At 47.0% G+C, this 19,055-nt stretch carries 16 protein-coding genes; 10 read left to right on the top strand and 6 right to left on the bottom strand.

Going from position 1 to position 19,055, the window contains the following annotated elements; translation table 11 throughout:
• The 3 genes from AC1DFM_RS34050 to nusG form a co-directional block, all read right to left on the bottom strand.
• A partial coding sequence (locus AC1DFM_RS34050; protein ID WP_477081253.1) for a non-ribosomal peptide synthetase occupies nt 1–2,245 on the bottom strand: 2,245 nt, incomplete at its 3' end.
• The gene (locus AC1DFM_RS34045; RefSeq protein ID WP_477081252.1) at nt 2,242–4,269 is read right to left on the bottom strand and encodes an AMP-binding protein; all 2,028 of its coding nucleotides are present in this window, start codon (nt 4,267–4,269) and stop codon (nt 2,242–2,244) included. The genes AC1DFM_RS34045 and AC1DFM_RS34050, both read right to left, overlap by 4 nt.
• A 42-nt stretch (nt 4,270–4,311) precedes the next feature.
• A complete protein-coding gene (nusG, locus tag AC1DFM_RS34040; RefSeq protein WP_477081251.1) occupies nt 4,312–4,818 on the bottom strand; it encodes a transcription termination/antitermination protein NusG in 507 nt (168 codons plus the stop codon).
• Between the two features lie 902 nt (nt 4,819–5,720).
• Between nusG and AC1DFM_RS34035 the strand changes: the two genes are divergently transcribed.
• Together AC1DFM_RS34035 and AC1DFM_RS34030 are read left to right on the top strand one after the other, a co-directional pair.
• Entirely contained in the window at nt 5,721–6,791 is a 1,071-nt protein-coding gene (locus AC1DFM_RS34035; protein ID WP_477081250.1) for a sensor histidine kinase, read from the top strand.
• Complete coding sequence (locus AC1DFM_RS34030) at nt 6,788–7,501, top strand: LytR/AlgR family response regulator transcription factor (RefSeq protein ID WP_477081249.1); 714 nt, start codon at nt 6,788–6,790, stop codon at nt 7,499–7,501. The genes AC1DFM_RS34035 and AC1DFM_RS34030 overlap by 4 nt, the downstream gene beginning before the upstream one ends.
• A 330-nt stretch (nt 7,502–7,831) precedes the next feature.
• On the opposite strand, the gene AC1DFM_RS34025 is transcribed toward AC1DFM_RS34030, so the two are convergent.
• On the bottom strand, nt 7,832–8,461 hold the full coding sequence (locus tag AC1DFM_RS34025) for a helix-turn-helix transcriptional regulator (RefSeq protein ID WP_477081248.1): 630 nt from the start codon (nt 8,459–8,461) through the stop codon (nt 7,832–7,834).
• A 266-nt stretch (nt 8,462–8,727) separates the two neighbouring features.
• On the opposite strand from AC1DFM_RS34025, the gene AC1DFM_RS34020 reads away from it, so the two are divergent.
• From AC1DFM_RS34020 to AC1DFM_RS34010, 3 genes are all read left to right on the top strand, one after another.
• Complete coding sequence (locus AC1DFM_RS34020) at nt 8,728–9,297, top strand: NADPH-dependent FMN reductase (protein WP_477081247.1); 570 nt, start codon at nt 8,728–8,730, stop codon at nt 9,295–9,297.
• 185 nt (nt 9,298–9,482) lie between these two features.
• Nucleotides 9,483–11,225, top strand: coding sequence for an ABC transporter ATP-binding protein (locus tag AC1DFM_RS34015; RefSeq protein ID WP_477081246.1), 1,743 nt, complete (start codon nt 9,483–9,485; stop codon nt 11,223–11,225).
• Entirely contained in the window at nt 11,209–12,972 is a 1,764-nt protein-coding gene (locus tag AC1DFM_RS34010) for an ABC transporter ATP-binding protein (RefSeq protein ID WP_477081245.1), read from the top strand. Before AC1DFM_RS34015 ends, AC1DFM_RS34010 begins: the two co-directional genes overlap by 17 nt.
• Here the strand turns inward: AC1DFM_RS34010 and AC1DFM_RS34005 are convergent.
• Nucleotides 12,969–13,877, bottom strand: a complete 909-nt coding sequence (locus AC1DFM_RS34005) for an ADP-ribosylglycohydrolase family protein (RefSeq protein ID WP_477081244.1) — start codon at nt 13,875–13,877, stop codon at nt 12,969–12,971. The two genes, AC1DFM_RS34010 and AC1DFM_RS34005, sit on opposite strands and share 4 nt — an antisense overlap.
• Before the next feature lie 65 nt (nt 13,878–13,942).
• Between AC1DFM_RS34005 and AC1DFM_RS34000 the strand changes: the two genes are divergently transcribed.
• From AC1DFM_RS34000 to AC1DFM_RS33980, 5 genes are all read left to right on the top strand, one after another.
• Nucleotides 13,943–14,155 carry a hypothetical protein gene (locus AC1DFM_RS34000; protein ID WP_477081243.1) on the top strand — a complete coding sequence of 71 codons (213 nt, stop codon included), beginning with the start codon at nt 13,943–13,945 and terminating at the stop codon, nt 14,153–14,155.
• Nucleotides 14,156–14,262: 107 nt separating this feature from the next.
• Complete coding sequence (locus AC1DFM_RS33995; RefSeq protein ID WP_477081242.1) at nt 14,263–14,847, top strand: TetR/AcrR family transcriptional regulator; 585 nt, start codon at nt 14,263–14,265, stop codon at nt 14,845–14,847.
• Between the two features lie 78 nt (nt 14,848–14,925).
• Nucleotides 14,926–16,137: an MFS transporter gene (locus tag AC1DFM_RS33990; protein ID WP_477081241.1), complete on the top strand. Its 1,212-nt coding sequence runs from the start codon at nt 14,926–14,928 to the stop codon at nt 16,135–16,137.
• An 8-nt stretch (nt 16,138–16,145) separates the two neighbouring features.
• Nucleotides 16,146–16,943, top strand: a complete 798-nt coding sequence (locus AC1DFM_RS33985; RefSeq protein WP_477081240.1) for a PhzF family phenazine biosynthesis protein — start codon at nt 16,146–16,148, stop codon at nt 16,941–16,943.
• A gap of 4 nt (nt 16,944–16,947) precedes the next feature.
• Nucleotides 16,948–18,063 (top strand): serine hydrolase domain-containing protein, encoded by a 1,116-nt coding sequence (locus AC1DFM_RS33980; RefSeq protein ID WP_477081239.1) that lies wholly within the window; start codon nt 16,948–16,950, stop codon nt 18,061–18,063.
• 3 nt (nt 18,064–18,066) lie between these two features.
• On the opposite strand, the gene AC1DFM_RS33975 is transcribed toward AC1DFM_RS33980, so the two are convergent.
• Nucleotides 18,067–18,831, bottom strand: a complete 765-nt coding sequence (locus AC1DFM_RS33975; protein WP_477081238.1) for a ThuA domain-containing protein — start codon at nt 18,829–18,831, stop codon at nt 18,067–18,069.
• Between the last annotated feature and the right edge of the window lie 224 nt (nt 18,832–19,055).

The following is a 19,055-nucleotide window of genomic DNA, read 5'->3' as shown; positions in this document are numbered from 1 at the left end:
GCGCACCGATATCATCTTTGTGGCAGAGCACCATACGGGCGCCCCAGCACAGTGGCAGAAACAGTTCCCATACCGATACATCAAAAGTGAAAGTGGTCTTCTGTAAAATGATGTCTGCAGACGTAAAATTGTAATGCTGCCACATCCACTCCAACCGGTTCACCACACCACGGTGTTCCAGCATACAGCCTTTAGGACGACCCGTGGAACCCGAAGTGTAAATCACATAAGCCAGGTCGTGGGGCTGGTTAACAATAGCTGGCGTTGTGGTGCTGTATGCTGATTGCACTGCTTTAAAACGCAACAGCTCCGCTTCATCAATCAGCACTTTACAACTACTGTCGGACACGATATAATCAATACGTTCCTGCGGGAAGTCAGGATCAATGGGAACATAAGCCCCACCTGACTTCAGCACCGCCAGCAAAGCAATGATCATTCGTTCACTTCTTTCCAGCTGCACCCCCACCAGGTCATCTGCAACAATAGCATATTGCCCGCGCAGGTAATGTGCTAACTGGTTGGAGTATGCATCCAGTTGCTCATAGGTAAAGGAGCTATCTTCAAATACCAGTGCTACCGCATCCGGCGTTTTTGCTACCTGTTCTGCGAACAGGTGCACCAATGTTTTATCTTCCGGGTAAGCAGCAGCCGTATCATTAAAATCATGTAGTACCAGTTGTTTCTCCGCTTCAGTGGCTGCTGCTATAGCAGATAGCCGGATAGCCGGCTGCTGCATTACCTGTGCAGCAATATAACGCCAGGAGTGAAAAAAACCGGGAATACGGTGTTTTGCAAAAAGCCGCGATGCATATTCTATCTCCAGATAAAAAAGATTCCCGGGATCATTACCAAAAGTAAAAGTGAGGTCTGTTTTGGCAAAAACATGCTCCCGCGTAATAACGTTACCCTGTTGCAGGTAGCTGTCAAGATGCTCCAGTTCAAAGTCATACGATTTACTATCACCCGTACTGGTATCCAGCAGGGTCACTATCACATCAAACAAGGGGTTTCTTCCGGTGTCACGGGGCACCTGCAAATCGTCCACGATACGGTCCAGCGGGTAGTCCTGGTGCGCCATTATACGGAATGACTGTTCTGTGAGCCGCTTCAAAAATTCCTGAAAAGTATCGGGTGTGTCCACATGCATCCTGAATGGAAGCGTGTTAACGTATAGGCCTACCTGTTGTTCCAGGCCAGAATGGTGTCGTCCGGCTACCGGAACACCGATCGTAATATCCTGCTGCCMGGAACATTTATGCAGCAGTATAGCGATAGTAGCATTAAAAAAGTTAAAGGGCGTCACCTGCCATTGCTGACAGAAGTCTTCTACTTCTGCATAGAAGTGATCATCCAAATAGAATTTAGAGACCCCACCTTCAAAGGACTGCACATCGGGCCGTGGAAAATCATATGGTAATTCCAGCGGATCAATATGATTGGTCAGCTGCTGTTTCCAGAAATCAGCTGCAGCAGCACCTTTATCGCCATTTACGACCGCCTCCTGCCATTGTACATATTCTTTATATTGCAATTCCAGGGGCCGCGCTGACAGTTGTTTTTCATTAGAGAGCGCATGGTAATTCCCGATCACTTCCTTTATCAGCAATGCCACCGACCAACCATCGCTGATGATGTGATGAATGCCTATCATCAGCGCGTGTTCCTGTGCCGATATACGATATAACTTCACTCGCAACAACGGGCCATTTTCCAGGTCGAACTGCCATCGGCTGCAAGCTGCTGCGGCTATCTGCAATGTTGCTTTGGGATCGGTGTGCAGGGAAATATCTTCCTCCTCCATCACAAATGTGATGTTGTCCAGGATCACCTGTTCCGGTATGCCATCCGTGTTGGTGAATACGGTACGTAAACTTTCATGCCGTATTATACTCGCCTCAAATGCGGCTTTGAGCAGGCTGGGCACCAGCTCTCCTTTCAGGTAAAACCGTGTTGTAATATTATAGGCTTCCAGTCCGCCTTCAAACTGGCTGAGCACCCATAAACGCCGTTGGGCGTGAGAAACGGGGTAACGTTCCTGCAGCGGCACCGGTGTTAAAAAAGTAGTAACAGGTGCATGCACATTTTTCAGCAAGGCTATCAGAGCTGATTTAGCCATCCTTACCTGTTGTAACAACGCGTCCGGTAAGGTGTCTGTTTCACCAACCAGTTTAAGCTGATCTCCGTCCAGTCTGGGAACAATGTTATATCGTTTCAGTGCTGCAATGATCTCTGAAGTATTCATATCGTAATTTCCTTACCGGAAGTTTTTTCATTTTTTAACCAAAGAAAATTTTCGATAGCATCTACCAGTTGCCGCAGACTATTTTCCTGCAGGACCAGTGCTACATCCAGCTGGATATGCAGTTCATGGCACAACGTATTCACCATCTCCATGGCCCGGAGAGAATCAAGTCCCAGGCTGGTCAGCTCCGCATTTTCATCTAACGGTAATATCTTGTGGCTACCCAGTTTACTGGCTACGAGATCCTGTACATATCTGTTGATGTTGTACTGGTCAGGGTTTTGCAATACTGCTGCCAGTAAAACAGGATCTCTTTCATTTATAGATGGTGCCGGCATTTCCAGTGCAGAAGCCAGCACATTGAATAGTTGCTGTTGATAATAGTCCCTGCATTTGAGGCGTTGCAGTTTTCCGCTGGTAGTTCGCGGGATACCCAGTGGCGTAGTGAGTATAATATTTTGCAGGTGCAAGCCGGTAAGGCCAGCCACTGTTTTGTGAATCGTGGCTATCACGGTATCCATATCCAATCCGCGGTAATGACTTCTTTTTATTTCAGCTACCACGATCAACGCTGTGGATGACTCCTCCTCACTGAAAAGCGCTACACCATTGTTTTCTATGGCAGTATGACTTTCTGCAATTGCTTCTTCTATGTCATATGGATAGATATTGCGCCCACGCACAATCAGCATTTCTTTTGCTCTTCCGCTGACATAGAGCGTATCTTCAAACATAAATCCCAGGTCACCGGTTTTCAGATAGGGTTTCCCATCTATCTGATAAAACACATTGGTATTATCTTTATTCCAGTATCCTGTGGTCACACTGTTTCCGTGTATGCATATTTCCCCTTCTTCCAGTGCTGCACATATATCCCCGCCTGTTGCAACAATTTTTACGTCCATGCCTGCCGGGATTTTTCCTGCGCCTACTACTGGTTTGGCAGCTGCATCTTCCTGACTGGAAAGGTGAATCTGACTGTTTTCTTTTTTTATGAAGATGACCCGCTGCTCTTTGGATGACGGTATTCCTGCTACCAGCAGTGTGGCTTCCGCCAGGCCGTAGCAGGGATGAAAGGCTTCCGCCCGGAAACCGGCCGAACGGAAATGTGTGGTAAAACGTTGTAGTGTATCATATCTCACCGGTTCGGAACCGTTAAACGCGGCTTTCCAGCAAGAGAGATTGAGATGTGGTAATTTTTCCGGGGCAACCCTGTTTACACAAAGATCGAACGCAAAATTAGGACCGCCGCTATGTGTGGCACGGTGATGGGAAACCCCTTCTATCCAGCGTTCCGGCGATTGCATAAAGTTAAAAGGTGACATCAGTACGCAAGTGCAGCCGATGTAAATGGTATGCAGGATATTCCCGATAAGCCCCATATCGTGATGAAAAGGAAGCCAGGAAAAAATGAGGGATGCTTCATCACAACCAAATGCTTCTCTGATCAGCTGCTGGTTATGCAACAGGTTTTCCTGAGAAATGATTACGCCTTTGGGCTGGCCTGTAGAGCCGGAAGTATATTGTATAAATGCGACAGGGTGAAAAACCGGTTCGATGTGAAGTCCGGAATTATCTGTTGACGGGTCATACCCGGTGAGTAATAAATTGACGTGGCGTTCGGTGAGGAAACTGCTCATTTCCTTTTCCAGGTGATTGGCAATGGTGAGTGTGCAAAGAATCACCGATGCATTGGCATCTTCTGTAATACTCTTCAGCCGGGTATATTGACGGGTTCCTTTCCCATACGATACCGGCACAGGAATAACACCCACATACTGGCATGCGAGAAATGAAACGATAAAAGAAGCCACATCGTGAAACACGAGCAGGGCCCTTTTCCCGTGGAGCTGCCGGCCGGCAAGCTGCACGGCCAACGATTTTACGCTGTTTAGGAGTTGATGATATGATATTTGGTGGGTAATATCCAAACCGTTGTCGGTAAAAGAAAAAACGGTCTTGTCTGGACACGAGCGGGCATAAAAGATCAGGTGATCAATGACACTCTTCTTGGAGGCTTGCATAAATGACTCAGATTTGCATGGGACGATATGAAAGAAAAAAGACTAGATGGCTAGCAGATGCTCTTCCGGCAATGACACAAGGATGCATCGCTGCAGGAGATTTACGCGGATCAGCAATTTCTGTTTATTGTCAAGTTCCACCACCTCTCCCGAAAGGCCTGACAGTGCGCCTTCACAGATCACAAGGCGTCTTCCTGGTTGAAAATAATGGTGGCTAACTTCCATTTCATTCGCATGATCAACTGCTTGCTGTATATCGTGGATAATGGATGCATCGACCCTGACTATTTCTTTTCCGGATTTTACATAATAGAGACAACCATCAATATTCATCACCTGGAAGTACTCATTGGGTGTTTCCAGGTAAATAAAAAGGTAGGATGGAAATAACGGTTCAAGAATATACTTCCTCCGATCATTCCATTGTCGGAAAACCTTTCTGGTGGGAAGGAAAGATTTGATGTTCATTGCAGTAAGTAAATCATTTACTTTCTTTTCATGGCGAGGGCGTGTGTAGACCAGGTACCATCCAGCGTTAAAGTTCTTCATTGGCTTCGATTTAAGGAATTGAAGTGTGGTAGTGGTTATCATAATCAGCGGTAAAAAATAGGATTCACACGGTGCTGTATTTCAGCGGCCGTAGCAAACAGTCAGAGATGTTATAGTCGTTACGTTTTCAGCTGAAATATGTCCGGATATTTTTTTGTGACAGTCAGCATATTTAACTTGAGTGGTCTCGTTGTGATTGCTTTGATCTATTTTATCAGGGTATCCTTTCAAATTGGGGAATTTCCTTAACTATCGCTCATTTCGGGGCAGAGCTATCGCTACTGCAAGTGACACACACAGCACTCTAAGAAAATAAATGTTACACAAATTGCTGCTGGCCGCAGCCTGTAATTGACTATCGCCTCGTTGTTAACTAATAATCATCCTCAAAATTCCTGCACTCTTGGCTTCACCTGATCGCGCATAACCACGTGGCAGGTCCGGATAGATGCAATTGAATTCGCGGGCAACACTAAAATCCAGGGTTTAGGGTAAAAAGCGAAAACAATTTACTCCAAAGGGCTTTAAGACCAAACTCTTATCCGACATTGCTCAAAAAGCTGGTTAATAAACATGCGTTAAAGTTCTACGGGAACCAATAACAATGGTTTTACGAATCATTTTTTTAAAGGTAAATCAAAATAAAAAGCCTGCCAATAGTATTACTACGTAATCCTATTGCGGTTTTTACGAAAAGAAGACAAAACCCGAAACCACGCTTGACAGAGGGTTCTGTGTTACCAAATTATGAACAGTACGATATTCATCCTGTAATCGGTTTCCGGAAACATTTTACTTTTCGTTCGCAAAAATACGCTCGCTTTTTCGGCAAAAAAAGGGATACCGGACCCTCAAATTCCCCGAAACAAATTAGATAAATAAATATTATCTTTATTACCATTATGAATTTACTTGGAAGAATAAACAAGTTCCATAAGCACCACCGGGTGTTAACCCATATATTTTTCTGGCTGGGCGTATTACTGATCTCCACAGAAGAAAGGAATTATAATTACCGGGAAAACTGGCTTTCATGGAACACCTACATATATAACGGCTTAACCCTTGCCACACAGGTAATGACATCGTATTTCCTGGCATACTTTATTATTCCGCGTCTTTTCCAGCTGAAAAAATACCCGCTGGTGTTATTCACTTTCATAGCGGGCATGTACATCATCTGTGTATTGTCACGGGTGATTACTATCTATATCCAGGAGCCTTTATCTGGTGTGCCACCCAAACAGAGTGAAAACTTATTGAATATCACTACTAATGTTTCCAAACTGGTATACGTTTATTTTTTCAGGAACTTTTCTGTAGCCCTCATTTTTCTCCTGATCAAATCATTGAAAGATCAAAATGATATAGCCCAGCAATCACTGGAGCTTCAAAAAGAAAAATCCGCGGCAGAATTGCAGATGCTTAAAAATCAACTCCACCCGCATTTTCTGTTCAATACATTAAACAACATTTATTCCCTGTCTATTTCCCAGTCGGCGAAAACATCCGAATCCATTGAGCGCTTGTCAGAAATACTGGACCACGTACTTTACCGGAGCAATGCGCCATTTGTACTACTGTCTGATGAGGTTAATCTGCTCAGGAACTATATAGAACTGGAGAAACTACGGTATAACAACCAGCTGCAGGTACACTTTCAAACGTCATGTGACCATGACTGCAACATTGCTCCGATGCTCCTGCTCACCATAGTGGAAAATGCTTTTAAGCATGGGACAAGTGAAAGTATTTACGACCCGATGATAGACATCACGCTCTCGTCTACCACCTCCCTCTTCCAGTTTACCGTGAAAAACACTTATGATCCCGACGCACTCCACCATCATGGCAAAAGGATAGGTCTGCCAAATCTACGGCAGCAACTGGAGCTAATTTACCCTAAAAAGCATATCTTAGATATTGAGCGAACAGACCGGTTATTTATCGCGTCTATGACTATTCAACTATGAAAATAAAATGTCTACTGGTAGATGATGAGCCACTGGCTATTTCGTTATTGCAGAAACACCTGGAGCAATTGGAAAATTTTGAAGTGGTGGGCACCTGCAATAACGCGTTAAAGGCAGTGGAGATCCTGAATACAAAGGACATAGACCTCCTATTCCTGGATATCAAAATGCCTAAAGTATCCGGCATCGACCTGTTAAGAACATTACGGCGCGCCCCGAACGTGATCATTACTACAGCTTACCGGGAATATGCCCTGGATGGCTACGACCTTGACATCGTTGATTACCTGCTGAAACCCATTACCATTAACCGCTTCCTCAAATCAATAGAAAAATTCCTGCGACTCAGTAATAAAACGGTATCTAACGTATCGTCTTCCAGCGAAAAAAATTTCATCTACATCAAGTCGGTCAACAAATTTTTCAGGATCAACATAGATGATATCCTGTATGTAGAAAGCATGAAAGACTATATTAAAGTGTGTACCAAAGAAAGAGAGATCATCGCCAAATATAAAATCAGTGATTTTGAAAAAGAGCTGGAAGGAAAAGGGTTCCTCCGGGTACACCGCTCCTTTATTGTAAGCGTATCTAATATCACTTCTTTTACGGCCGCCAGTCTAGAAATACACAACATCTCACTGCCTATTGGCAGCAGCTATAAGGAATACGTATTCAAAGCGCTAAACATAGGAAGATATTCAGGATAAATGAGCTGTTAGGCTCCTTTTCCGCAGCGCAGTTTTAAACTTTCGATGCCCCTGCAATAGAACAAATTCACCTCTTCTTCCTGCAAATAGCTGCTCATTTCTGGAAAAACAATAGTCCAGCAACTTCCCCTCTTTATTACGGGTATGCAGCTGATCCATCGAGATCCGCAAATGAGTATCAAAAAAATGTTGTCTGTAAAAAGTGGATTTACCAGTGGCCTGAATGCCACAAAAAATGATTGCTTCCATAGGTATATCTCATTTTCAGGAGTCATCGCTACATCAGACCGAAACAAAAAAACTACATCCCGGTATCCATCTCCCTAAAAATTATTTTGCGGTAATTTCATACACACAACGGCGTTGCCCGTCGGTGATATGTTCTGTCCGCACAATAGCGGCGTGTTTCCCGAGTACCGTACTGAAAATTTCCTGCTCCATCTGGCAAAAATAGCCACAGCATTTAGCTGCCGCCTGAATGGGACAATGATTTTCTATCAACCAAAAGGTAGCACCTTCTTTTTTAAATTCTGCCATATAGCCTTCGCGCTTGCGTAGATCGGCCAGTAAAATCACTTTACTTTCCAGGTCTTTACAGTCTTTCAGCTCTTCCTGGTATTTCTCCAGTGTACTTTGCGCGGTGGCTTGCAGTACCTGTCCCATCATCTCCGGCGCCAGTGTTTTACTCATGTTGCAGAGTAATTTCAATGCCAGGTCCTGGTGACGATCAGGGAAACGGGCATTGCCCGCTTCTGTTAGTCCCCATATTTGTTTAGGTCTGCCCCTGCCCTCTGATACGGTGGTAGCTGTGACCAGCCCTTCATTTGCCAGTTTGAGCAATTGAAAACGCGCGCCTTCCATGGTCACCTTCAACTCGTCTGCCAGCGTCTGCAGCGGTTGTGGTCCCCTGGTTTTAAGTATCCATATCGCGCGCTCATTGTCGGCAAAGCTATTATTCATAATAAACAAAGTGTTTATTTGGTTTATTCAGCAAAGATACTATCTTTGTTCCAGAAATACGATGAATAGTTCCGTACCGCCATACCGGTACTGCCGCGTGTATACCGTGCGCAGTGGCTGTATGCGGGGTACTCCGGCATCACTCCTCCGGCAGGGCCCTCCGGAGGGATAAGATTAAATATAACTGATGAATCAACGCTTGCGCTGCAGACTTATCCTGCAGTACCAGACCGGCATGTGCCTACTAAAACATAAACATTACTTCCATGAAAATAGCGATCATCATCGGCAGCATCCGTCAGGGACGACAATCCCAGAAGATTGCCCATTATCTGCAACATAAACTAACGGGCMATGGTCACCATATTGACCTGGTAGACCTGGCGGCCACACCGCTCCCCATGCTGGAAGAGCGCGTAGGTAAACATCCGCAGCTACCAGCCGTAGTGCAGGATTTAAGTAACCGCCTGCATGCCGCCGACGCGGTCATCATGGTGACCCCGGAATATCATGGCAGCTTCTCCGGGGTATTGAAAAATGCACTCGATTATTTTTACAGCGAATTTTCGAGAAAAGTAGTGGGCATTGTAACCGTCAGCGCGGGCAAACTCGGCGGTATCAATGCAGCTACACAACTACAACACGTGATCCTCAGCCTTGGCGCCTTTCCGCTTCCCACCAAACTATTGGTACCCGAAGTTTACGGCGCCTTCAACGAGGCACAGGAACTCACCAGTGACATCACCACCCGATCGGCACTACGATTCATAGACGAATTCCAATGGCTGGCTACCGCTATCACAGACAAGAAACAACAGGCAGTTGCCGGCATTTAACACAACAACGCTACAGCGGAGAATACGGGCATTCTCCGCTGTATGCATTTAAATAAATGATGTGCACAGCTAAAAAAATGTGATATCTTGCTAAATATTTCCACAATATTTGCAGAACACAATCGTCTTCAAAAAGGAAATCCTGTTTTTTAGCCACACACCCTGCAAAACATATATCTGGTAAGATGAAACAAGAAGCTGGTACTAAAAAGAAAGAAGCCGGCATATTCAGTTTGCTACGGCCATACATGGGAATGGTCGGTTTGCTGATACTGTTTACGCTGTTGAGTAATGGCCTCAATTTATGGCTCCCTAAAATTATCGGAAATGGCATCGATGCTTACGAACACGGCACATTTCAGCTCAATCCGTTGCTGATAAAATTCAGCGTCGCCATTATCGTTATCCTGGTGTTCACCTATCTTCAGAATATCATACAAACATATGTATCTGAAAAAGTAGCCCGGAATCTGCGCACACAAATATCTAATAAGATATCCGGCCAAAGCTACGCCTGGGTGGAACAAGCCAACCCTTCGCGCCTGCTCACCAACCTGATCGCAGATGTAGACTCCATCAAATTATTTGTGTCCCAGGCCATCGTGTCGCTGGTATCTTCGCTGTTCGTCATCATCGGCGCCAGCATATTGCTGATTACCATCAACTGGAAACTGGCGCTGGCAGTCATTGCCACCCTCCCGGTAATTGGCATCACCTTTTTCCTGGTACTGCGCAAAGTCAGAGCCGTGTTCATGAAAAGCAGGGAAGTCATGGACTGGCTCAATAAAGTCATCAACGAAAGTATTTTGGGCGCCGCCATTATCCGCGTGGTCAATTCCCAGCAGCTGGAATATGAAAAATTCCTCGATGCCAACACCAAAGCCATGAACTTTGGCCTGACCATTATCCGCCTCTTCGCCGGACTGATTCCCGTGATCACCTTTACCGCTGGCATTGCCGGACTCATCATCCTCGCCCTCGGCGGACATTTCGTGATCACCAATAGTATGAGCCTCGGTGATTTTGCAGCGTTCAACAGCTACCTCGCCATGCTCATCTTCCCCATCCTCGTGATCGGATTTATGAGTAACGTGATTGCCCAGGCATCTGCTTCTTACCAAAGAATCAGCTCCGTGATCAATATGCCCGACATTATGCCCGCGGGTACCATTACTACCCCTGTTAAGGGAGATATCCAATTCAACAATGTATCTGTCAACTACGGTCAGAAACCAGTGCTGAAAAATATTTCCTTTTCTGTAAAAGCAGGATCGAAAGTAGCGGTAATAGGCCCTACCGCCGCCGGTAAAACCCAGCTGCTTTACTTACTCACCGGCCTCATAAAGCCAGATAGCGGCGAAGTGCTGCTAGACGGGCAGCCGGTTACAGCCTACGACTCCGAAGCCATTCACAAACAAATCGGCTTCGTATTCCAGGACAGCATCATCTTCAACATCAGTATCCGCGAAAACATCGCCTTCAATGATACCGTAAGCGATGCCGCCATGGAAAAAGCATTGGATACCGCAGCACTGCGGGACTTCACAGACACACTTCCCGAAAAACTGGAAACCATCGTATCAGAGAGAGGAACCAGTCTTTCCGGCGGACAAAAACAACGCCTGATGCTGGCGCGCGCGCTGGCCATGAATCCTACCATTCTGCTGCTGGATGATTTCACCGCCAGAGTAGATACCAATACAGAAAAGAAAATACTGGATAATGTACAGTCGGCCTACCCGGGCATCACCCTGCTGTCAGTAACGCAGAAGATTGCCTCCGTAACGCATTACGACCAGATCATCCTGCTCATGCAAGGCGAAATTATTGCCAGCGGTACGCACCATGAACTGATCAATTCCAGCCCGGAGTACATCCAGATTTTTAATTCCCAACAAAGTACCAGCAACTATGAATTACAATCTTAATAAATATACCGGGAAGGAACATAAAACATCCAACTATACTGCATTCAGAAACCTGCTGCAACTCATCACGCATGAAAAAAAGAACCTGTACATTGCGTTGCTGGCCATCATTGTGAATGCTACCCTTAACCTGTCCGGCCCTTTGCTGATTGGTTATACCGTGGATCATTATGTAGTGCAGAAACAATATCATGGCGTACTGGTGTTCTCCGGCATTCTCCTCTGTATGTATGTGGTGGCATTTTTCACCAGTTACTTCCAAACCAAACTGATGGGAGGTGTAGGTCAGCGTACCCTCTTTACCCTGCGCAATTCCATCTTCAGTAAAATACAACAGCTGCCAGTAGCCTTCTTTAATCAGAACAAGGCAGGCGATCTCATTTCCCGTGTCAACAACGACACAGATAAACTCAACCAGTTTTTCTCTCAATCACTGATGCAGTTTGTGGGTAACATTATGATGATGATTGGCGCTGGTGTTTTCCTGATCATCATCAACTATAAAATCGGTATTGCCGCACTGGCGCCGGCTTTGCTCATTCTTATTTTCACCCGGGTACTATCTCCCTGGATCAAAAGAAAGAATGCGGCCAGTATGAAAACAGTGGGCGGCATGAGTGCGGAAATCCAGGAAAGTCTGAGCAATTTTAAAGTGATCGTTGCCTTCAACCGCCGCGATTATTTTAGAAAACGCTTTAACGAAGCCAACACTAAAAACTATGAAACAGCCATTGGCGCAGGCTTAGCGAATAACGTGTTTTTACCTTTCTATGCCATGTGTGCCAGCGTGGCGCAGCTGCTGGTACTCTCCGGCGGTATCTACCTGATTTCACAGGGCGAATTCACGATAGGACTCTTAGTGAGCTATCTTGCATATGCTAACTATTTCTATAACCCATTACGACAACTTGCTACCCTCTGGGCTAACTTCCAGGTGGCCATGGCCGGATGGGATCGTATTTCTGAAATACTGGCGCTGGAAACAGACCTGATCACCGTACCGGCTACTGCTACTCCTGCTCCCAATGCACCTTTGCTGGAATTCAAACACGTACACTTCGGCTATCCGGAAGGCAGGGAAATACTGCATAACATCAGTCTTATCCTGGAAAAAGGAAAAACCTATGCACTGGTAGGCCCCACTGGTGGCGGTAAAACCACCACCGCATCTCTCATGGCGCGCCTCTATGATCCCACACAAGGCTCCGTATTACTGAATGGGAAAGACATCCGTAGTTATGATGCCAATGAACGTTCTCAAAAAATAGGATTCATTTTACAGGAACCATTTTTATTCACCGGTACCGTAAAAGAAAATATCCTGTACGGCAATCCGCATTACAAGGACTATTCTAACGAGCAACTGACGGAAGTGATCAAAGAAGCCAACCTGGAAAAACTGCTGGCCATCTTTGAAGAAGGATTGGAAACAAAAGTAGCCGCCAGCGGCGATGGTGTCAGCCTGGGTCAAAAACAGCTGATCGCCTTTATGCGCGCAGTGCTCCGCAAACCAGACCTGCTGATCCTGGATGARGCTACCGCTAATATTGATACGGTAACCGAACAATTACTGGGCGAAATCCTGGAGAAATTGCCGGATACCACCACCCGCGTAATTATTGCACACCGACTGAATACCATTGAGAATGCAGATGAAATATATTTTGTGAATTCGGGAGAAGTGACCCGCGCTGGGTCGCTACAAAATGCGATGGAGAAGCTGCTACATGGGGTGAGAGTTAGTTAATGCGACTTAGGGTAACTATGCTGTAGTACCCGATCTATATATACATATTCCGGCAACGATTGTAACTTTTGTAACAGCGTGGCCGGAATTTTTGTTGGTCCCAATAGCGCGCCCGCTACCTGTCCGGCGATAGAAGCATTGGTATCTGTATCCCCACCTGCTGCCATGAGCCCTTCAAACATTTCCTGCATCCCGGTCTGCGCTACCTTCGACGCTGCAAACAAGGCCAGGGGAACGGAGTTAACTACATAGCCATTATTCCCCAGAGCCGCTACATCCTTTATGCCTGCTGTATTTCCCAACTGCTGTATCTCCATCAGCCGATCCCGTATACGCGTATCCGGTAGTTGTGGAATGAGTAAATCGAGCAGGTGGGTGGTGGTGGTCCAGGTACCCATCAATGCAGCCTGTATGGCAAGTACCACCGCCAGTGCACCGATATAAGCTTCCTCATGCTGATGAGTGATCCTGCAGGCGTCTCTGATATCCTCACGGGAACGGCTATCCCAAAATGCAAAGGGGGCAATACGCATAGCTGCGCCGTTGCCAGCGCTATATTCGCCTTTACTGCCGGCATAACGCCAATGTATACCCGCTGCTAAATCCTGCATGGCTTTTAAAGTGCTGGCGCCAATGCCCACGATGTTACCGGCTTTAAAGTACTGCAGGAATTGTGCAGCCAGCGCATCTGTATTTTTATCGAGAGATAATACTTCGCAGGTAGCCAGCGTGAGCCACGTGTCATCGGTCAATAGCCACCGAGGCGGTGGAGGGGTTATTTTCCCCAGGTAAAAAGTACGTGAATCATCGCGGGAAGGCGTATTTTCAAAACAGCTCCCCCAGGCGTCACCAATGGCGCCGGCTAAAATACAGCCTTCAAATCGCGCCCGCTTGCTTAATGTCATACAGTAAAATACAGATATTCCGCATTCCTCCCCACCAATCCACTTTTTTTTGTTACATTCACTAAATGTCAAAATTCAAAGACGTAGTGGTGACACTATCTAAAAAGCACCCTCAAACAGGTGAACCAGTACAAGCTGGACACACGTTTGTGATTGGCGTATTAGGCAAAAAAACAGCCTTCTACGAAATCGCCACCGAGGCGTTGAACAACCTTCACAATGATGATTTGCAGAAAGCGTTGTTCCAACTCCTCCACCCACAAACCCCGCATCACTAACCACTTTATTTCCAATGTTGTATTCGTCTGTATCAAGCTTTCAACATTGGAAATAAATTTTGTACTATTTGGTAAAGAATATACCTTTACCCTAAAATCATACACCCATGTCAGGCAGACCCAAGATATTTGATGAGCACGAAGTGATCGATAAAGCGGCGGATCTTTTCTGGCGGCAAGGATATGAAGCCACTTCTACAGAAGACCTGTTGACAGAAATGGGCATCGGCAAAGGCAGTTTTTACCTCGCTTTCAAAGGAGGGAAGAAAGAACTGTTCGAAAAAGCCCTAACCCAAAACAGTGAAAGAGCCATCACCCGGTTTAAAAAAGAAATCGCCGAAGCAACTGACCCAATCGAATATATCCGGCAGTTCTTTCGCGGCATTACCCTCAGCCCCAAAAAAATACACCAACGCGGCTGTATCATGGGAAATACGGTAGCAGAATTATCACACACCGACGCCCTTTTGATGAAAAAAGCCGCCCATCACCTGCAGGAACTGGAAGGACTCTTCCATCAGGCCCTGCTCCGCGGCAAAGAGCTGGGCAAACTGCATACTAAACAAGATCCCGCACTGCTGGCCCGTTTACTACTCAACAACTGGAACGGACTGGGTATTACCCGCCGGATCTATCCCGATAATGAAACCCTCGGGGAACTCATAGAAATGCAGTTAAAAATCCTGGATTAATCGAAAGACTCCTTTTAATCGCATCAGATAAACGCTTACTTAATTTTGTACCATTTAGTACAATATAAATTCATTAGCATGGAAAAAACCACACCACTCACTACCGCCACCGCCATACTATTTGCCATCGCCAGCGGGTGCGCCGTTGCCAATGTATACTACGCGCAACCCCTGCTCAACACTATGAGCCAGGATCTGCACATCCCGGCAGCCGATGCAGGTATCATCGTCACCATTACGCAAACCGGTTATGCAGCCGGACTATTACTGCTGCTCCCGCTGGGCGACCTGTTCAATCGCCGCAAACTAATTGTCACCCAGCTGCTGCTTGCCATGGCCGCACTCGGCCTGGTAGCCTGGGCGCCCAACCGCCTGTTCTTCTTTGCCGGAATGGCGGCGGTAGGAATGCTGGCGGTAGTCACCCAAACATTGGTAGCCTATGCCGCTACACTCGCTGCACCAGCTGCACGCGGCCGCATGGTGGGCTTAGTCACCAGCGGCGTAGTACTCGGCATCCTGCTGGCACGCACCATTTCCGGCACATTGGCGGATATTGCAGGATGGAGAGCGGTATATCTTTTTTCTGCCACACTCATGCTGCTCACCGCCATCGCCCTGTTCCGCGTGCTTCCCCGGGAAGACCCAAACAAAACAGTAACGACCTATCCTAAACTCCTGGCCTCCGTTTTTCAATTGCTGCTACAGGAGCCAATACTTCGTACCCGCGCCATCCTCGCCGGATTTATATTTGCCGCCTTCAGCGTATTATGGACCTCCCTGGTACTTCCCCTCAGCGCACCACCTTATGAATTCAGTCATACCGTAATCGGTTTGTTTGGACTCATCGGCGTTGCCGGCGCACTCGGCGCTACCAAAGCCGGACAACTGGCCGATCAGGGCCGCAGCCAATGGACTACCGGCACCGCACTCACCTTACTCCTACTCTCCTGGCTACCACTGGGCTTTACAACCAGCTACCTTCCCGCACTCATTATCGGTATCATCTTGCTGGACCTTGCTGTACAAGCGGTGCATGTCACCAACCAAAGTATTATCTATCAAATCCGACCGGAGTCCAGAAACCGACTGGTAGCCGGATACATGCTCTTCTACTCCATCGGCAGCGGCATCGGCAGCATTGCAGCAACGACCACGTATGCCCACGCGGGCTGGACAGGCGTATGCATACTCGGTGCCGCCATCAGCGCCATGGGACTCGCTTTCTGGGCCATCACCCTACCTCGCACCCGCACCCATAAAAAAGCGATAACTTTAGGGCTTCGTAAATAACCCATGTCATGCCACATATACCCATTTACCAGGTAGACGCATTCACAGACGAATTATTCCGCGGCAACCCAGCCGCAGTATGTCAGCTGCAAACCTGGTTACCCACCGGTATACTGCAAAAAATTGCCGCCGAAAACTTCCTGCCGKAAACCGCTTTCTTCCTGCCCACCGCACAATCCGGGCATTATGAACTCCGGTGGTTTACGCCCGAAATAGAAATGGATCTCTGCGGACATGCCACCCTTGCCACCGCACATGTGCTGTTCAATCACCTGGGGTGGGACTTCCACCAAATCACATTTCATACGCAAAGCGGCCCGCTGATCGTCAGCAAAAATAACCACCTGCTCACGCTCAACTTCCCGGCAAGGCCCGCTACCACCGCATCTCTGCCACCGGAAATACTCAAAGGCATCGGCGTATATCCCATGGAGGTATTGAAAGCACGCGACTATATACTCGTATACCACGATGAAGATATTGTACGCCAGCTGCAACCAGATAAATCCATACTGGACCAAATCAATCTGGACCCCGGCGGTATTATCGTCACCGCAAAAGGAAAGGAAGTAGATTTCGTGTCCCGCTTCTTTACGCCACAGGCCAGCATCCTCGAAGATCCTGTTACCGGCTCTGCCCACTGCTCCCTCATCCCCTTCTGGAGTGCACAACTAGATAAAAAAGAAATGATCGCACTACAGGTATCTCAAAGAACCGGAAAGTTGTATTGCGTGGATGCCGGCGATCGCGTATTCATTGGTGGCCAGTGCCAAACCTATCTCGAAGGAAATATTTTTGTACCTTAAAACAATGACACGCTACCTTATACCGCTCTGGATATTACTCTGCTTTACCACATTCGCCACTGCACAAAGTCTGCCGGCCATAGATAGTACCGTCAACGCCTTCATGACCCAATACCACGTTCCCGGTATGGCCATCGCTGTTACCCATCATGGTAAGCTGGTATACGCCAAAGGCTATGGCTATGCGGATACTTCACAACAAACAATCGTAACTACCAATAGCCTCTTTCGTATTGCCAGCGTATCTAAATGCATAACGGCCACGGCTATACTAAAATTAGTGGATGTCGGGAAACTCTCCCTCGACGCCACCGTGTTTGGGGAAAAAGGCGTACTCGGCACCGCATACGGACAGGCGCCGTATCCGGAAAATCTGCGGAAAATCACGGTACGACAGCTACTACAACACACCGCCGGCGGCTGGACGAACAACAGCACCGATCCGATGTTTAGCCACCCCAACCTGTCGGCTGATGAACTGATTTCATGGACCATCATGAATCAACCACTGAAAAATACGCCCGGCGAAGTATTCGCCTACTCTAACTTCGGCTATTGCATATTGGGTAGAATCATCGAAAAAGTCTCCGGCATGCCCTACGAGGCCTATGTGAAGAAAGCTATCCTGCAACCCTGCGGCATCAACGATATGCAGATCGGCGGCAACACCCGTCCACAACAAAAAGCAAACGAAGTCACCTATTATGGGCAAAATGGCGAACGACCTTACATCTACAACATCACCCGCATGGATGCACATGGCGGATGGATTGCCTCCGCTACTGATCTGGCCCGCCTGCTGGTACATATAGACGGATTTCCTTCGCCCAAAGATATCCTCACTAATACCGCCATTACCGCTATGACAACGGGTTCCAAAGCTAATACAGGCTACGCCCTGGGCTGGGGCGTAAATCCTTATCATAACTGGTGGCATGCCGGTTCACTGCCCGGCACCGCCAGCGAAATTATTCGCTCTCATCACGGCTTTACCTGGGTAATACTTTGCAATACCCGCACAGACGGCAGCTTCTTTAACGACCTCGATGGTTTATTATGGGGTGCGGTCAACAATACAGCTACACCATGGCCTGCTGTGGATCTTTTTACGCGTAAATAAATACTACTTCGCAGCCGCCCATAAAATAGCCTGCTGTAACAATTGCGTATACACGGCGTTATGCAGTAACGCAGGGCTATGCCCCATAAAAATGTAGATATTCTTTGCTTTCATGTGCTCATTGGTCCACACCACGGGATGATCTCCCATCTTCCGGTCTGATGCCGGCACATAAGTAGCTTCATCTACACTGGCCAGCACACGCACCTCACTCCTGGGGCTTTTATCATAGGTATACCATTCTTCTTTTTGAATAATAAATGAAGAAGGAATACCCTTCATCACCGGATGTTTTTTATCTTCCACCTTAACCCTGCCATCGGCAAAATCCGGGATATAGTTGGTGAAACGAATGCCGCCCATAAAACCGGAAAACCAGTTCCACATAGGGAAACCATCGAATTCTCCTAACAACGTGGCATGATGCAACCCTACCCAACCACCGCGCCCGTCCGTGATATATCGCTCAAAAGCTGCTGCCGCAGCAGGTTTCCAGCCATACGGTGCGTAGTCTAATTGTATAAACAACTGAAATTGCGCCAGGTATGCATCGGTGATTACATCCGGACTTTGAATATACTCCACCTCAAAATGATGGGTAGCCGCCAGCTGGTCGAGCCATATACGCGCCGCTGCAGAAAAGGCTACATGATGTCCGCCGTTTTCATACAACACCAACGCCCTGAATGCCGGCTTACCAGTGGCCGTGCCGGATAAAGCAGTCAATAACAATAACCCGAAAAAAAAGCGGAGGGTGTGGTTCAACATGATGGATAGTTATATTGAACCAAGATAATGTTATTCCGCTCCCCTTGTATCGCTAAAAAAATTTGTCTCCATAGTGCCCATTAATCCATCCGGTTAATGCTTTATTAACGCTTTCATTAGGGCTATCCGCTTTACTTGCAGCTTATTCCGGTGTGATATACCGGAATAACAAAAGGTGAATGCAAAACCTATGGAGAATCCGGCCCACCGGGTTCTCCAATTTT

The sequence above is a fragment of the Chitinophaga sp. 05T412 genome, assembly GCF_056396465.1.
The sequence above is the reverse complement of the archived record's forward strand: the minus strand, read 5'-3'. Positions and strand labels throughout refer to the sequence as shown.

Bases quoted from the DNA above. Each gene is read 5' to 3' on its own strand.
- AC1DFM_RS34045 (WP_477081252.1), bottom strand. From the start codon at position 4,269: ATGCAAGCCTCCAAGAAGAGTGTCATTGATCACCTGATCTTTTATGCC.
- nusG (WP_477081251.1), bottom strand. From the start codon at position 4,818: ATGAAGAACTTTAACGCTGGATGGTACCTGGTCTACACACGCCCTCGC.
- AC1DFM_RS34035 (WP_477081250.1), top strand. From the start codon at position 5,721: ATGAATTTACTTGGAAGAATAAACAAGTTCCATAAGCACCACCGGGTG.
- AC1DFM_RS34030 (WP_477081249.1), top strand. From the start codon at position 6,788: ATGAAAATAAAATGTCTACTGGTAGATGATGAGCCACTGGCTATTTCG.
- AC1DFM_RS34025 (WP_477081248.1), bottom strand. From the start codon at position 8,461: ATGAATAATAGCTTTGCCGACAATGAGCGCGCGATATGGATACTTAAA.
- AC1DFM_RS34015 (WP_477081246.1), top strand. From the start codon at position 9,483: ATGAAACAAGAAGCTGGTACTAAAAAGAAAGAAGCCGGCATATTCAGT.
- AC1DFM_RS34005 (WP_477081244.1), bottom strand. From the start codon at position 13,877: ATGACATTAAGCAAGCGGGCGCGATTTGAAGGCTGTATTTTAGCCGGC.
- AC1DFM_RS34000 (WP_477081243.1), top strand. From the start codon at position 13,943: ATGTCAAAATTCAAAGACGTAGTGGTGACACTATCTAAAAAGCACCCT.
- AC1DFM_RS33995 (WP_477081242.1), top strand. From the start codon at position 14,263: ATGTCAGGCAGACCCAAGATATTTGATGAGCACGAAGTGATCGATAAA.
- AC1DFM_RS33990 (WP_477081241.1), top strand. From the start codon at position 14,926: ATGGAAAAAACCACACCACTCACTACCGCCACCGCCATACTATTTGCC.
- AC1DFM_RS33980 (WP_477081239.1), top strand. From the start codon at position 16,948: ATGACACGCTACCTTATACCGCTCTGGATATTACTCTGCTTTACCACA.
- AC1DFM_RS33975 (WP_477081238.1), bottom strand. From the start codon at position 18,831: ATGTTGAACCACACCCTCCGCTTTTTTTTCGGGTTATTGTTATTGACT.